Genomic DNA, 15,357 nt, shown 5'->3' on the forward strand with positions numbered 1-15,357 from the left:
GCTATTTGACACCATTTGGCCAGATTTAGCCATTTTTAGCCCATTTGGATAGCTATCGATTGACTTGAGGACACGCCCTAGTCTACGTCCAAAAAAATAAAAACACATGCTGTCTAACAAATTATATATGTGTAGAAGTCATCCATATCTGCCCTATCCGCCTTACCCGCATCCGAGCCGCACGATAGCACTACGCCCGATCACAGTGCGGCCATAGCTGCGCTACAGATACGCTTTGGCAAACAGCTGAGTGTCAATAAAGTGGTACGCGAGCAGCATGGTCATACCATGACATGGCTTGCCAACCAGCCACCCGATGCGGTGTTGACCGTGCAGGATAAACATGAGGTCGCCGCGGCTGTCGAGATTTGCCACCAGTATCAGATGCCAGTGATTGCTTTTGGTATAGGCTCATCCTTAGAAGGTCATCTAAACGCGCCTTTTGGCGGGCTATGTATCGATATGCATACGATGGATACAATCTTACAGGTCAATAATGAGGATCTGACCGTGACCGTAAAGCCTGGCGTCACACGCGAGCAGCTCAATCATTACCTGCGCGATACGGGGCTGTTTTTTCCGATAGACCCAGGCGCTAATGCCAGTATAGGTGGCATGGTGGCCACTCGCGCCTCTGGCACCAACGCTGTGCGCTACGACACCATGAAAGATGTGGTGCTCGCTCTAGAAGTCGTGACCGCCAACGGGGAGATCATACGTACAGGCACACGCGCCAAAAAGTCGGCCGCTTTTCATTGAGCAGCTTAATAGCGACGTCTCTGATTTAAACGAAGAAGCGCCGCCTTTTAATCAACCAAAAGGCGGCGCTTTTTGTATAAAGGTGTTTTGGCCAGTTTTATATCATCTCACATGACATAGCCTATAACATCTGGTCAATGGCCATCTGCGTCAATACGCGACCACGAGCCGTACGTAATACGTAACCTTGCTGAATCAAATACGGCTCGATGACATCCTCAAGCGTGCCGCGATCCTCTGCCATCGCCGCCGCTACCGCCTCAACCCCAGCTGGCCCTCCATCAAAGCGCTCTTGCAATATCTCGATATAGCGCCTGTCTAAATGGTCAAGACCGCGTCTATCGACCGCCAGCATATCCAGCGCACTGCCTGCTATCGCGCCATTGATACGGCCATCGCCTTTGACCTCGGCATAATCGCGTACACGGCGCAACAAACGGTTGGCAATCCTTGGGGTGCCGCGTGCACGGCGCGCAATCTCGACCGCACCGTCTTCACTCATCGGCACGCGCATCAAGCGCGCCGCGCGTGTCACAATGGTAGTCAGATCTGCGATATTATAAAACTCTAACCGCTGAACGATACCAAAACGATCTCGCAGTGGTGAAGTCAAAAGCCCTGCACGCGTGGTCGCTGCTACCAGCGTAAATGGCGGCAAGTCCAGCTTGATAGAGCGCGCCGCTGGCCCTTCACCAATCATAATATCCAGCTGAAAATCTTCCATCGCAGGATAGAGTATCTCTTCGATGACGGAGCTTAACCGATGAATCTCATCGATAAACAGCACATCACCTTCCTCTAAGTTGGTCAACATAGCAGCCAAATCACCAGGTCGCTCAAGGACAGGCCCCGAGGTTGAACGCAGGTTACCACCCATCTCGCGCGCGATGATATTGGCCAGAGTCGTCTTACCTAGCCCTGGTGGCCCAAAGATAAGCGTATGATCCAACGCTTCATCACGGCCGCGCGCCGCCCCGATAAATACTTCCATCTGCTCACGCACGACAGGCTGGCCAATATACTCTGCCAGTAGTGCTGGGCGAATATTGTCATCAGGCGCATCACTGGCGCCCTCTAGCGGATTAATTAAACGATCTTGCATCATAGTTTTATCATTATATTAAAAAAGTGAAATCATACAAACATCATAAAGCACCGGCGCACGAAAGCACAGACGTAAACAAAAATAAGCGACAACTGATGTCGCTTATCTCAGGTCGCCTATGTCAGTTCGCTGTAAAGCGCATTCGGCATACCCTAATTAATAATAAAAACTGCCTCAAAAGCCTGACAACTGCTGCAAAGTCACTTTTAGTAAGCTTTGCGTATCAGCAAACGTATCTCCACTACGCTTAGCCGCTTTAATCGCTTGCTGTGCTTCTTTTTCTTTGTAGCCTAGGCTGATAAGTGCGCCCTCGACCTCAGCGATGATGCTGCCTTCGTGAGAGGCTGTGGTTACCTGCGTTGGTAGCTCTAACAAATCATTGTCGACTTCGATATTTTTTAGCTTGTCTTTAAGCTCGATTAATAAACGCTGCGCGGTTTTTTTGCCAATCCCTGGGATACGTGTCAATGCACTCTCTGACTCTTGCTCGACATGCATCTTAAGCTCAGCGGCCGACATAGCAGACAGCATCGCTAACGCCATTTTTGCCCCCACGCCATTGATTTTGATAAGCTGACGAAACACTTCACGCTCTTTGCGATCGATAAACCCATAAAGCAGCTGTGCGTCTTCGCGCACATGCAAATGCGTCCAGATGCGAGCCTGCTGATCGAGCTGTAACTGACAAAATGACGGCAATGGTAGCTCGATATCATACCCCACGCCAGACGCGGTCAAAATACATGCCGTTGGTGCCATCAGGTACGCGACCTGCCCTGTAATCAGTCCAATCATCATCCATTACCTATCATTATAAAAAATAAACCGCGCCATACTTACTCTACGCTTACTACTCAATATTTTGGTTTAAAAACGTACACATAAACCTCTTGCGCTTACACCCAGCCATTTAGAGCAAAAAGGCGTTCGCATATAGATATGACAAACGCCTTCTTTGATAAGCTCAGCCCTACTTGTCAGGCTCAGTTATAAAAATCAACCATACCTTCAAGACTGATTGGGCGAATCTTGTGCGCTTGACCAGCAGAACCAAAGGCCTCAAAGCGGTTGGTACAGATATCAGACATCGCGACCATAGAGGCTTTGAAATATTTACGTGGATCAAACTCACTTGGGTTTTCTACCAAAAACTGGCGGATAGCGCCTGTGGAAGCCAACCGCAAATCGGTATCGATGTTTACTTTACGCACACCATGTTTGATGGCCTCGACGATTTGCTCAACGGGCACGCCGTATGTCTCACCGATATCACCGCCATTTTCGTTGATGACTTTTAGCCACTCTTGCGGCACAGAAGACGAGCCATGCATGACCAAATGCGTGTTTGGGATACGGGCATGAATCTCTTTGACGCGCTCGATAGATAGGATATCGCCTGTCGGTGGACGTGTAAACTTATAAGCACCGTGACTGGTACCAATCGCAATGGCGAGTGCATCGACATTGGTATCTTTGACAAACTGCTCGGCTTCGTCCGCACTGGTCAATAGCTGCTCATGGTCCAACACGCCCTCTGCTCCTGAGCCATCCTCTTCGCCCGCCATGCCAGTCTCAAGGCTACCCAAACAGCCAATCTCACCTTCGACAGAAACGCCGCACGCATGCGCCATCTTGACCACTTCGCGTGTAACGCTAGCGTTATAATCGTAATCCATTGGGGTTTTGCCGTCCTCACCCAGTGAGCCGTCCATCATCACCGATGAAAAACCAAGCTGAATAGAGCGTTGGCAAATGGCAGGCGACATGCCATGGTCTTGGTGCATCACTACAGGAATGTGTGGCCATTCTTCTATAGCAGCGATAATCAGATGACGCAAAAACGCCGAGCCTGCATATTTGCGAGCGCCAGCACTGGCTTGGACGATGACCGGTGAGTCGCAGGCATCGGCCGCCATCATGATTGCACGCATCTGCTCTAAGTTATTGACATTAAAAGCAGGCACCCCGTAATTATGCTCGGCGGCGTGATCTAGAAGTTGACGTAAGGATATTAAGGCCATAAAACGCTCTCTGATTAAAATTTTGGATAGTATGTAAAATAGCTTTTGTAATGATAGCAGCAACATAGCGCTGCCTATATGACTCGCCCAAAGCTGTACACTCAATGATGTCAAAACTGCCCGTCTAGCAAAACCATTGGCAACTGGCAATAATAGACGCTCATTATCGTGCGCTGATTATAGCAAAAATTGCCTTGTCTTCGTAGCGGTTGCCTGACTATTTATTTTGTGACGGATTGACTATAAAGAAATGCTTGTAGTGTTTCGCCATCCCCATACAAAAAGCCTTGGCAATCGCCAAGGCTTTTTTAGTATTTTGAGGGCTTATAAAGCAGCTGTTTTATGAGACAATCATTATAGGGCAGTCATAAAAAACTGCTTATTTAGCGAGCTGTATATCAATCTATCAGTAGTCAAACAGTGATAAAAAAGGTTTGAATCGGTCAAACGATGCTTATTTACTAAGCGACTAGTTTTGACAAGCTACTGATTATCGAACCTATTAGTACTGCTGCTCAGCATCAACTGCGACATCATTTGCGCCGTCAGCCACTGCATTTGCGCCATCAGCTACCGCTTCGGCAGTGTTTGCTACTGCTTTGTTGGTACCATCAGCGATTGCATCACCTGTGTTTTCTAGAGCGTCTGTCGCAGCCGCGCCAGCAGTTTCAGCGCTTTCGGCGACTTCAGTGCCAGCATTTTGGGCAGCAACTTCTGCTTCAGCAGCAGCAGCTTCTGTCTCTGCAGCGGCGGCTTCAGTGTTGGCCGCAACATCATCACCGGCAGACTCAACAGCAGCTTCAGTGTTTTCTTCTGTTTGTTGGCTACACGCAGTGATAGCAAAAGTACCAGCAAGTACGCTAGCAAGTAACAAATGACGTTTTAACATAATAAACCTCTCGTAAATAAAGCATGTCAAAATACATGGTTGCGCTATTTTATAGAGTGCAAATAAGACATGCAATAATAATTTTCAGTGTATAAACAAATAAATACGACTTAATAATAATCGGCGGCCATCAATGCCGAAGTCTGTCATACAGAGTACTATATTGATGGCCGTCCTCTTATTTCCACAGCCTACCTTAGATGATTCATCATGGCTGTACATCTAGTGTTACTAACGTACTAAGTAACGTTAAAGGTTAAAGGTTAAAGGTTTACGCGTCTATTTGCAGAGCAGCAACTGCAGGCAGCACCTTACCTTCGACGAACTCTAAGAAAGCGCCACCACCTGTAGACATATAACTGACGCCATCCTCCACTTGATATTTATCAATGGCAGCTAGCGTATCACCGCCGCCTGCGATAGAAAACCCAGCACTGTCTTTGACCGCTGCGGCCAATATCTGCGTGCCCTGCCCAAAAGCATCCACTTCAAAAACTCCAACTGGACCATTCCATAAAATGGTCTTGGCATTGATGATAGCCTCAGCCAAGCGCTCAGCGCTTTTTGGCGCGATGTCCAATATCATGTCGTTGTCGCCGATAGCATCGACCGACTTAATGGTCGCAGTGGCTTGTTGTAATGAGGCAGTAAAGTCGGCAAAGTCGATATCGTCTTTATCGGCCACCACCACAAAATCAGGCAATAAAATCTCAGTTTTGCTCATAATATCGCGAGCGCTATCGATCAAATCCGCTTCATACAATGATGCACCAACGCTATGACCTTGCGCCGCCAAAAATGTATTGGCAATACCGCCACCAACGATGATTTGGCTACATACCTCAGCTAAGCTATGCAGCACTTCAAGCTTGGTCGATACCTTTGAGCCACCCACGATAGCCAGCATCGGCTGAGCTGGTGTCTCTAACGCCAAACTTAGCGCATCAAGCTCTGCGGCCAACAACGGCCCTGCACAGACCTTTTTGCCTGCTTGGTGCATGGCTTGAGTGACGCCCTCTGTCGATGCCTGCGCGCGATGCGCGGTACCAAAGGCATCCATCACAAACACATCGCACAAATCTGCGTATTTTTTTGCCAAAGCAGCTTCGTTTTTCTTCTCGCCTTTGTTAAAACGGACGTTTTCTAGTAGCACCACTTCACCTGCTTTGATAGACACGCCTTGAGTCAGATAGTCAGTGTCTAACCGCACAGGCGCAGCCAGTTTGTCGCTAAGATAATCAGCGACCGGTGCCAATGAATAAATGGCTTCAGGGCTGCCTTCGGTTGGCCGCCCAAGATGTGAGCAGACAATCGCAGCTGCGCCTTTTTCTAGCGCCATCTTAATGGTAGGCAAGCTTGCTTGTAGGCGCGCATCACTGCTGACTTTGCCATCTTTGATTGGCACGTTTAAGTCTTCTCGAATCAATACAACCTTGTCCGTTAAGCTCAGCTCACTCATACGCAAAAAATTCATTAACTGCTCCTCTACATCATCTATTGTTAATCTACAGTGGACTGCTCGATAAGTACTACTACCACATATTTATGGTCAATCCTAAATAAAACTGACACCATCGATACGATGCCGCACTATGCCACCTGAGTGGTAGCGCTCAGGCCGATCAAAATCACTCTAGTAAGAATTTGTGGCGGTGTATTCTAGCAGTTTTCTGCCACGCTCTCCTATCAAAGCGTGGATTAAATATTACTCAGCAGACAATCACACAAAACCGGCTCGACAAACTGATGATAAAAATCAGCATTTTATAAAACCAGTAACATTTCGTGGTGGCACTCATGGATTGCGCTGTTTATGATAAATCTACACTATGATGACCTTAGGCTAGACCAGAATAAACGCAGGCTCTGCCAAACACAGGCGCTAGCCTAACTGTTGAGTGAATAATAACAACAACCTACTAGGAGAAAACCATGAGTATCGATCTAAAAACAGCAAAACAAAACCTATTAAAACTCAAAGAAGAGTACGAAACTCGCATCGACAAAATCGAAGAACATATCCAAAACCCACAGGACGACCTCAATGAGCACTGGGAAGACCAAGCCATCTCCTACCGTCAAAACGACATGCGAAAAAACCTCATGGCTGAGGCGCGTCAAAATCTAATTTATGTAGAAAACGCGCTAAGCCGCATCGAAAACGGCAGTTATGGAGAGTGCGAAGTATGCGGCGAGCCAATCGAAGAGCAGCGCCTAGAAGCCCTGCCCTATGCTACGTTATGTATGCAACACGCCAAATAGCGAATGGCTTTTGACTTATTTCGTCTTGTGGTTTATATAGTTAACCTACTTTAGGGCGATTTTATATTGGATTGACGATACTTGGCCATCAGGCCTTTATGTCACCGGCAGCGGCATGCCACTTTGCAAACGCTTGCTGCCACTGCTGACAACGAGGTGCTATCTGCGCAATAGGCAAATCCATAATATCTCCAACGACAGCCACATATTTGATGGGCAAACCTGCCAGCGCGCCGACATTCTCAGCACTTAACCCGCCTATCACGCAGATATCGATGCCTTGCTGGCAGCCTTCTTTTAGCTGCTGGTACGAGATGGTATCGGCTTTGGGCTTGGTCGTAGAAGCAAAAACAGCACCCATGGCCGCATAGTCTGCGCCTTGCTGCTTGGCTTCTTTGACCAGCGCCACTTGTCCATGACACGTACGACCGATAATCTGATCCGGACTTATTTGGCGCTTGGCATCGACCATCTTGCCATCTTGCTGACCTAGGTGTACCCCGACACCGAGCTTGGCCGCCAGCGCACTATCATCATTGATCACAACTGGTACCTGATATCTTCGTGCCAGCTCGACGATTTGCTTGGCTTCTGCCAACAGTGTTTCCGCACCATCTGGCAATGCCGCTGTTTTTTTACGGCGTACTTGCAGCAGACCGACCAGCCCTGTTGCCAGCGCGGCCTCTAGCTTTTGATAGAGTCGCTCAAACTCATCGTCGTTCGTCAGTAAATAAAGCTGAGGTACGACAGCCGATTGCAAGTGATTCATACCACGAGTATCCTTTTTGATATAAAAAAGGCCGTTATATGATATAACAGCCCTTTGAATTATTTTACCTGTCTATTTTTGCTCTATATACGTGCGTATCTGTGTTTGTATCCTGACATCAGTGTCATTCGCACTTATACAGTACGACGCGTGGCCAAGCTGTTTAAGATATTTTTGGCATCACCCCAGCGCGTGGCTGAGCTGTTTGCGCCCAAAATAACAATAATGGCTGGGCGGTTATTGACCCTCGTTTCCATGACCACACAGCGCCCTGCTTCATTGATAAAGCCGGTCTTTGAGATACCAATAGGATAGCCACCCTCACGTACTAAGCTGCTGGTATTGTTGGCTTTATATGTACGGTTGCCGCGAGAGTAATTTGATACAAAGAAATTATAGCTTTTGGTGGTGGAGAAGCGGCGAATCACATCGTAGTTACCCGCAGCGCGTACCATCTTGACCAAATCATTTGATGACGCCACATTACGCTTGTCAAGACCCGTTGGATCACCAAAAAAGGCAGTCGTCATACCCAAGTCTTGCGCTTTGCGGTTCATCGCTCGCATAAAGGCACTATATCCACCTGGATAGTTACGCGCCAGACTCTTTGCGGCTGGGTTTTCTGACTTCATCAAAGCCATGAGCAACATTTCGGCACGGTTGAGGCGATCTCCTACTTTTAGACGAGAGCTTGCACGTTTGGGGCCGACAAAGTCTTCTGCGTCTAAGATAATCTCTTCACGCATATCCAGACCGGCATCTAGTACCACCATCGCGGTCATGACCTTGGTGATACTGGCCATTGGACGGGCAATATCCGCGTCTTTTTCGTAGATAGACTCGCCTGTTTCAGCATCGATCACAGCCACACTACGCGAGTCTGTGCTGATCGGAATCATATCACTACTGCCAAAGGCGCCGCGATAGGTGGTGTTGTAGCGATTGCTACTGGTATAGCTATTATTGCTGCTACCAAAGCTGTTGGTATTGGTGATATTGGTGGTGCCATAACCGGTATCGACTTTTTTGATAGCAGAGCCTGTCGATTTGTACATAATCTTACGGGCTTCAGACAAGCTATCAGCACCGCCCCAGCTGATACGCGCGCTAGATTCTGTATCAGCGCTACCATTAATCGTAAGTGCAGCTTGTGCCACACTACCCAAACTCAGTGAAATCATGGCAGCGATCAGTTGCTGTTTGGTTAATGGTAGTTGCTTCATTGTGCCTCCTGCTGTCGCTATCACGCCAGATACATACGATCTGACGCCAAAAACGTTCATAGTGTTTATGAATAGGTTTGTAAGTACTCGTATAGAGTTTTTGTATTTTTAGTGTATCATGGTTTGCTTTTAAGTTTAATGTATCAAGCTGATTTACTGGTTTATTTTGTCCCAATTCAAATTTTGCTACAACCACTTTATATTATAGAAACATTGGTTCACATTTCAGCAATATATCTTAACCCAAAGCATGGCAATTATTCAAAATTTGATATATTAAACAACAACATCCACATAATATATTAGCAGTATTTTACATCGTCAAAAACTAAAAAATACCTTAGACAGTTTTTTGTCTGTGATTTATGCTAGGCAACATCCCTTCTTCTGACAAATAGTAAAGAGTATAGTGATGATTAAAGTATTGGTAGTTGATGATCATGATTTGGTACGTATGGGTATCAGCCGTATGTTGTCAGACAGTGCGGATATTGAGGTGGTCGGTGAGGCCGATAGCGGCGACATGGCGATCAAAATGGCCAAACAGCTGCACCCTGATGTGGTATTACTCGATGTCAATATGCCCAATATTGGCGGGCTTGAAGCCACCAAACGTTTGGTCCAATTAGACATGGGCATCAAGATTTTGGCAGTCAGCAGTATGTCGGCGCAGCCTTATCCTTCTATGCTGATCAAAGCTGGGGTCAACGGTTATATCACCAAAGGCACACCCTTAGACGAGATGATACGGGCGATAAAAAAAGTCTATCAAGGGGGCCGCTATTTTAGCCAAGATGTTGCAGAGCAGTTAGCAGACGTCTTGCTATCAGACAATGCCAGCTCGCCCTTTGATTTGCTCAGTGATCGTGAAAAACAAGTAGCGATGATGGTCGTCAACTGCCAAAGCCCGCAGCAAATCGCGGATCAGCTGTTTGTCAGTGTCAAAACCATCAATACGTATCGCTACCGTATCTATGAAAAAGTCGGGGTCGATAGCGATGTCAAACTGACACATTTAGCGATTCGTCATGGTCTGATTCAGCCATAATCTTCGCCTACTTGCCTGCTTAGTAAGTCAACCAGCTAAGCCAGACAGCACTGTAAGCCAGCAAGTACTGATTGTCCCATGACGGTGAATTTATGAAACCTGCTATTCGTTTTTTCTCGACCATCACCCGCTCAGCGCCCCCCAATGACACCCTGCCATTGCGGCAGCTGCGTAAATTAGGACTGATTTATAGCAGTTATCGCTTTGCTGTGAGCTTGTTTTCTATGCTCATGGTCTATATCACCGCACGTGCTGATAGCGGCGCGTCTTTGCCCAGTTTTTTGCAACAAACCACCCTGAGCTTTTATGTACTGCTTAGCATGATATTGCTCGGTTTGTTTTATGTGGTCAACAAACACATGCGCCAGCAGCTGGCCTTTGGCTTGGCTTTGGATGTCATCATCTTAAGCTTGCTGCTTTATACCGCAGGTGCGCCTGACTTGCAGCTGACCATGCTATATATGGTAGTGGTAGCGGCAAGCTTTATGCTACTTCACAGCTCTCAAGCATTGATCATCACCTTACTGGCGATTATTTTTGTTATTTATCAGCAGTTTTTTTATGCCATTGCCAATAGTATGAGCTTGACCAACTTAGGCGATGCGCTGCTGATGTCTGCCAGTTTTTTGGCGGTGGGTGGCTTGAGCTGGTCTATCTCGCAGCGCTTAGTGCAGTTAGAAAAAGTGGCCGCCCGTCATGCCAAGGAAGTCGAGCGCCTAAATGTCATCAACCAAGAAGTCATCACTCAAATGGTCAATGGCGTTATTGTCATCGATCAGGCGCATATCGTGCTGGCAAATCTTGCCGCGTATCAGCTGCTCAGTATCCCTCATCGTCCATCACTCACCTTGCCTACTACCAGTGAAAGTCGTACGCCAAACGATAGGCGCAGGCTCGATAGCGCATCTGCTGCCCAATTAGCAGATTTTGAAGAGCAGCTTGACGAGCAGCATCCGCAGCTGCTTCAAGCCTGCTTGACTGTCGCAGCAGGACAGTCGCGTACCTTTACTTATGACTTACCTGCCGTGGCCAATGTATCGGTGTTTGGCAAGCTACGTGTACAGATTATCCCTCTAAAAGACGGCAGTAAACTGGTCATGCTCGAAGATTTGCGCCGTGAGCAAGCCAACGCTCAGCAGCTAAAACTGGCGTCTTTAGGACAGCTGACGGCCAGTATTGCTCATGAGATTAGAAACCCACTGGCCACCATCTCACAAGCCAGCCAGTTGCTCATGGAGGACGTCGTAGAAAGCTGTCACCCACCAGCAAATAACATGACAAGCCCTGCCCTTGATTATAGTGATGAGCAAATCGCAGCCAATCATGAGCTGTATAAAATGATATTTTCGCAGACCAAACGCGTCAATCGCATTATAGAAGACATCTTAAAGCTGTCGCGTCAGCAGCAAGCAAACCAGCAGCCCATCGTACTTGCCGAATGGATGCCTGCATTTTTAGAAAACCATTTTCAGGGGCATGACGTATTTTTGCGTGTTAAGACCCAGCCGACCATCTCCTTTGACACCCACCAACTAGAGCAAGTATTGATCAACTTAATCAAAAATGGTTTGCGTCATAGTAGCTACGCCCACCCTCATGCCTTTGTGGAAATCGAGATTTATTGTGCAGATAACGATGTTATAATCGATATTTTAGATGGTGGTACTGGGGTCCGCGAGCATGATTTACCGCACTTGTTCAATCCGTTTTTTACCACAGATCAAGCAGGGACAGGACTTGGGTTGTATCTATCACAAGCCTTTTGCGAAGCCAATCAAGCTCGCCTGCTATATGTGCCTGAACACACAAAAACCTGCTTTCGCCTCATCGCACCTGCCATCAATGCCTGCTCCCATGTATAAAACGCATTGGTACGACCTTACTATTTGTGTGCCAATACCGCACTGATAAGCTGAGCATTTGTAAGCACTTAACTGCAATTGTGATAGATGCTTTGATAATTTTTCGCTACCGAATACGATGAGATGATGTATGACAAAAACCGCGCTAGTCGTTGATGATGAAGTGGATCTGTGCCGATTAATGCAAATCACTTTAACCAAGATGGGCATCAAAAGTGATGTGGCTTATACATTGTCACAAGCAAGAGGCTACTGGCAAGAGCGTGAGTATGACTTTTGCTTAACGGATCTCAAGCTCCCTGACGGCTCAGGGCTGGAGCTGGTCAAAGAAATCAGTGGCAGCACCAACACACCCATTGCAGTTATTACCGCGCACGGTAGTATGGATTTGGCTATCGAAGCCCTCAAGCTTGGCGCTTTTGATTTTGTCAATAAACCACTTGAGCTGCCGCGCCTGCGCCAACTGGTCGAAAACGCCCTCAAAGTCACTCACCAAGGTGACGACCCCGAGGCCGCTCCTGAGTGTACCCCTGAGCAAAAACTCCTCGATAGTAGGCTGATCGGCGACTCAGCGGTGATGCTACCACTAAAAAACACAATTTTAAAACTGGCACGCTCGCAAGCACCGGTGTTTTTATCAGGGGCGTCGGGTACAGGTAAGGAAGTGGTCGCCAGACTGATTCATGATCTCAGTCCACGCCGTGATGGTAGCTTTGTACCTGTGAATTGCGGCGCCATACCCTCCGAGCTGATGGAGTCAGAATTTTTTGGCCATAAAAAAGGCAGCTTCACGGGCGCGGTCGCTGACAAACAAGGCCTGTTTCAGCAAGCTAATGGCGGGACTTTATTTTTAGATGAAGTGGCTGACTTGCCGCTAGCGATGCAGGTCAAACTACTGCGCGCCATTCAAGAAAAAACGGTAAGAGCCATCGGTGATACTAAAGAGATACCTGTCGATATTCGCATATTGTCTGCAACTCACAAAGATTTGGCCCAGCTGGTGCAAGCTGGCACGTTTCGCCAAGATCTCTACTACCGCATCAACGTCATTGAATTAAAACTACCGACGCTCAACGCGCGCCGTGATGACATACCTGTACTAGCGACACACTTTTTGGCCTTGATCGCTGAAGAGTGGCAATTGGAGACGGCGCCGTCACTGACGGCAGCCGCCTGTGAGCGTTTGCAATATCACGACTTTGCAGGCAACGTGCGCGAGCTGCGTAACCTGCTTGAGCGTGCAGTAACCCTAGCAGAAACGCCAAATATCGATATAAACCATCTGGGCCTGCCAGCGTTGACGCCGGCGGATACAGAGCCGCATGCGGTAAACGCAGCTACGCAAGGCGCAGCACCAACCGCTGAAACACCTGCCGCCCACACTCATCCTGCTTCAGCAGACACGCTTTTACCAAACAGCCCATCGGGACAAATGGCGCCTATAGACAGCTCAGCAGCACACGATGAGAAAGGGCAACCTATCCAAACCCCGACTTCGGCCAGCAACTTGCATCCTTATCGTACCCATACTCAGCACTACCCTTCTGTCATCAAAGGTGCGGCGGCCAATCACCCAAAAACGGCGCAGGGCGACAGCGCCGAAAACATAAAAACGGCCAATCAGGCCGTACAAGCGCCAAACGAGACAAAAAACATTAACAATACAGGCTTACCCGCCCAAGGCTTAGAGCATTATTTACAAGCGCAAGAAAAACAGCTGATCATCACCGCACTAAAGCAAACAGGCTGGAATAAAACCCAAGCCGCTGAACTGCTGGGCACGACTTTTCGCTCTTTACGTTACCGCATGAAAAAACTAGAAATCGATGAAGACCAGCTTGAATAAGGACCAGCGACGATCTATGGCATGGGCGACCATTATATGACTTAGATTGGGCTCACTGTGCGCGGTTGGGCTTTCGGACAAAACGAACGCCTGACGTTAAGGCGCGCTCTTTGAGCAGCTCAAGAGCCTGCTGTCGCCATGTGTTCTCATTTCCAGAGAGCATCACATCAGGTGTCACCCCGATCTCATCTATCTTTTGACCCGTGGCGGTCATATAGTTGGCGACCGTCAGTTTGACTGCTTGCTCATCGTTTAGCGGAATCACCGACTGTACCGATCCTTTACCATAGCTGACCTCCCCAAGGATAGTGGCGCGCTGCTGCGCCTGCAGGCTGCTGGCAAGCACCTCAGCCGCCGAAGCCGAGTAGCGATTTTGTAGCACCACCATAGGTAGAGGCTTAAGGATGGCCTCACCTGTCGTGGACAGCACGCGCGGCTCGTTTTGGCGCGCTTGTACCTGCACCACATCAGTATCATTCATAAACAGACTGGCGACATTCACCGCCGAGGTAAGCACGCCGCCTGGATTATCACGTAGATCCAACAAAATGCCTGAAACCGGCGCGTCTAGATTGATCAAGCCCTCAAGCAGCCTGTCACGACTATCGTTTTGAAAGGCTGGTAGCTTAACCACCGCGATACCATCGACCAGCTCTATCTCAATGGTTTGCGGATGGCTGTTATTTCGCTGCAAAGTGGTAGTGTGCTTACGGCGACCCGCTTTAGAAGTCACCACATCTACTTGCGTGCCAGCGATACCCGTCAACAGTTGCTCAACGTCGTTGGTTTGGCGATTTTCATCAAGCTTAAACTCACCCACCTGATGCAAATAATCGCCGACTGCGATGCCTTTTTTGTCAGCAGGTGAGTCATCGATGACCTCTGTGATGACCCAGTAGCCTTCTTGTGGCTGATAGCTGACCTTGATACCGACATCGCCTACGTCGCCTTCGGTAAAGGCGCGCAGGTTTTCATAAGCCTCAGCATCCAAAAACTCAGCATGACTATCGAGCTTGGTCAACATACCGCTCATGGCATTATTAAACAGCGTCTCATCGTTGACCGCATCGACATACTCACGGCGCACCAAATCGACCACAGCGACAAAGGTCTTGAGCGTCTCAGGAGAAATGGCATTCAATGACACATGCGCGACCTCCGACGGTATCGCGGTATCGATTACCTCAGCCTCGTCATTGAGCACACTTTCATCGGCAACGCTATCTATCGAGTCATCGATGTCATCGGCTGCCTCTAGCATGTCGGCGATATCTGATAGATTGTCTTCTGCAGGATCTATCTCATCCGTATTTAAGCCAATCAGTTGCAGCTTCTGCGCCGAATGATGACTGGGAGCCGCGGCCGCTTGAGAGAAATTGACACCGACCAGCCCTAGCAGCGCTGCCATAAAGACAGGCTTATATACAGCAGGCGTGCTGGATACACGTCTGATATCGCGATTGATTTTTTTGATGAGAAAAGAGCGTATGGCATAAATAGGACGCATAAAATACTCGTATTAATCATAAAATATCGTAATTTTTATTATAAAAATATCTGTGATAGCGACTTT

General features: G+C 48.1%; 12 protein-coding genes and 1 pseudogene. 5 read left to right on the forward strand and 8 right to left on the reverse strand.

Annotation, left to right across the window (positions count from 1 at the left end; genetic code table 11):
- Positions 1-144 precede the first annotated feature (144 nt).
- Positions 145-750 (forward strand): annotated as a pseudogene (locus ACNFVB_RS09710) (FAD-binding oxidoreductase); the annotation flags it as partial.
- A 130-nt stretch (positions 751-880) separates the two neighbouring features.
- On the opposite strand, the gene ruvB reads toward ACNFVB_RS09710, so the two are convergent.
- From ruvB to ACNFVB_RS09735, 5 genes are all read right to left on the reverse strand, one after another.
- On the reverse strand, positions 881-1,861 hold the full coding sequence (gene ruvB, locus ACNFVB_RS09715; protein WP_430738517.1) for a Holliday junction branch migration DNA helicase RuvB: 981 nt from the start codon (positions 1,859-1,861) through the stop codon (positions 881-883).
- A gap of 177 nt (positions 1,862-2,038) precedes the next feature.
- Positions 2,039-2,659, reverse strand: a complete 621-nt coding sequence (gene ruvA / locus ACNFVB_RS09720; protein ID WP_348549945.1) for a Holliday junction branch migration protein RuvA — start codon at positions 2,657-2,659, stop codon at positions 2,039-2,041.
- Positions 2,660-2,847: 188 nt separating this feature from the next.
- The gene (fba, locus tag ACNFVB_RS09725; RefSeq protein WP_075100769.1) at positions 2,848-3,885 is read right to left on the reverse strand and encodes a class II fructose-bisphosphate aldolase; all 1,038 of its coding nucleotides are present in this window, start codon (positions 3,883-3,885) and stop codon (positions 2,848-2,850) included.
- A 502-nt stretch (positions 3,886-4,387) separates the two neighbouring features.
- The gene (locus tag ACNFVB_RS09730; protein WP_430737349.1) at positions 4,388-4,774 is read right to left on the reverse strand and encodes a hypothetical protein; all 387 of its coding nucleotides are present in this window, start codon (positions 4,772-4,774) and stop codon (positions 4,388-4,390) included.
- Positions 4,775-5,045: 271 nt separating this feature from the next.
- Entirely contained in the window at positions 5,046-6,248 is a 1,203-nt protein-coding gene (locus tag ACNFVB_RS09735) for a phosphoglycerate kinase (protein WP_430737350.1), read from the reverse strand.
- Between the two features lie 458 nt (positions 6,249-6,706).
- Between ACNFVB_RS09735 and ACNFVB_RS09740 the strand changes: the two genes are divergently transcribed.
- Complete coding sequence (locus tag ACNFVB_RS09740; protein WP_430737351.1) at positions 6,707-7,036, forward strand: TraR/DksA C4-type zinc finger protein; 330 nt, start codon at positions 6,707-6,709, stop codon at positions 7,034-7,036.
- Positions 7,037-7,124: 88 nt separating this feature from the next.
- On the opposite strand, the gene ACNFVB_RS09745 is transcribed toward ACNFVB_RS09740, so the two are convergent.
- Positions 7,125-7,805: a thiamine phosphate synthase gene (locus tag ACNFVB_RS09745; RefSeq protein ID WP_430737352.1), complete on the reverse strand. Its 681-nt coding sequence runs from the start codon at positions 7,803-7,805 to the stop codon at positions 7,125-7,127.
- Between the two features lie 134 nt (positions 7,806-7,939).
- Positions 7,940-9,028: a serine hydrolase gene (locus tag ACNFVB_RS09750; RefSeq protein WP_430737353.1), complete on the reverse strand. Its 1,089-nt coding sequence runs from the start codon at positions 9,026-9,028 to the stop codon at positions 7,940-7,942.
- Positions 9,029-9,440: 412 nt separating this feature from the next.
- Between ACNFVB_RS09750 and ACNFVB_RS09755 the strand changes: the two genes are divergently transcribed.
- From ACNFVB_RS09755 to ACNFVB_RS09765, 3 genes are all read left to right on the forward strand, one after another.
- On the forward strand, positions 9,441-10,076 hold the full coding sequence (locus tag ACNFVB_RS09755) for a response regulator (RefSeq protein ID WP_288999281.1): 636 nt from the start codon (positions 9,441-9,443) through the stop codon (positions 10,074-10,076).
- Positions 10,077-10,168: 92 nt separating this feature from the next.
- A complete protein-coding gene (locus ACNFVB_RS09760; RefSeq protein ID WP_430737354.1) occupies positions 10,169-11,938 on the forward strand; it encodes a sensor histidine kinase in 1,770 nt (589 codons plus the stop codon).
- Between the two features lie 130 nt (positions 11,939-12,068).
- Complete coding sequence (locus ACNFVB_RS09765; protein ID WP_430737355.1) at positions 12,069-13,784, forward strand: sigma 54-interacting transcriptional regulator; 1,716 nt, start codon at positions 12,069-12,071, stop codon at positions 13,782-13,784.
- A 52-nt stretch (positions 13,785-13,836) separates the two neighbouring features.
- On the opposite strand, the gene ACNFVB_RS09770 is transcribed toward ACNFVB_RS09765, so the two are convergent.
- Positions 13,837-15,291: a S41 family peptidase gene (locus ACNFVB_RS09770; protein WP_430737356.1), complete on the reverse strand. Its 1,455-nt coding sequence runs from the start codon at positions 15,289-15,291 to the stop codon at positions 13,837-13,839.
- Between the last annotated feature and the right edge of the window lie 66 nt (positions 15,292-15,357).

Origin of the sequence: Psychrobacter sp. VH5, from assembly GCF_050572635.1 — a bacterium.
Classification (GTDB): Bacteria; Pseudomonadota; Gammaproteobacteria; order Pseudomonadales; family Moraxellaceae; genus Psychrobacter; species Psychrobacter celer.

Excerpts from the sequence above, each read along its gene's own strand:
- ACNFVB_RS09770 (WP_430737356.1), bottom strand. The coding sequence starts at position 15,291 with ATGCGTCCTATTTATGCCATACGCTCTTTTCTCATCAAAAAAATCAAT.
- ACNFVB_RS09755 (WP_288999281.1), top strand. The coding sequence starts at position 9,441 with ATGATTAAAGTATTGGTAGTTGATGATCATGATTTGGTACGTATGGGT.
- ACNFVB_RS09765 (WP_430737355.1), top strand. The coding sequence starts at position 12,069 with ATGACAAAAACCGCGCTAGTCGTTGATGATGAAGTGGATCTGTGCCGA.
- ACNFVB_RS09760 (WP_430737354.1), top strand. The coding sequence starts at position 10,169 with ATGAAACCTGCTATTCGTTTTTTCTCGACCATCACCCGCTCAGCGCCC.
- ACNFVB_RS09735 (WP_430737350.1), bottom strand. The coding sequence starts at position 6,248 with ATGAATTTTTTGCGTATGAGTGAGCTGAGCTTAACGGACAAGGTTGTA.
- ACNFVB_RS09750 (WP_430737353.1), bottom strand. The coding sequence starts at position 9,028 with ATGAAGCAACTACCATTAACCAAACAGCAACTGATCGCTGCCATGATT.
- ACNFVB_RS09740 (WP_430737351.1), top strand. The coding sequence starts at position 6,707 with ATGAGTATCGATCTAAAAACAGCAAAACAAAACCTATTAAAACTCAAA.
- ruvB (WP_430738517.1), bottom strand. The coding sequence starts at position 1,861 with ATGCAAGATCGTTTAATTAATCCGCTAGAGGGCGCCAGTGATGCGCCT.
- ACNFVB_RS09730 (WP_430737349.1), bottom strand. The coding sequence starts at position 4,774 with ATGTTAAAACGTCATTTGTTACTTGCTAGCGTACTTGCTGGTACTTTT.
- ruvA (WP_348549945.1), bottom strand. The coding sequence starts at position 2,659 with ATGATTGGACTGATTACAGGGCAGGTCGCGTACCTGATGGCACCAACG.
- fba (WP_075100769.1), bottom strand. The coding sequence starts at position 3,885 with ATGGCCTTAATATCCTTACGTCAACTTCTAGATCACGCCGCCGAGCAT.
- ACNFVB_RS09745 (WP_430737352.1), bottom strand. The coding sequence starts at position 7,805 with ATGAATCACTTGCAATCGGCTGTCGTACCTCAGCTTTATTTACTGACG.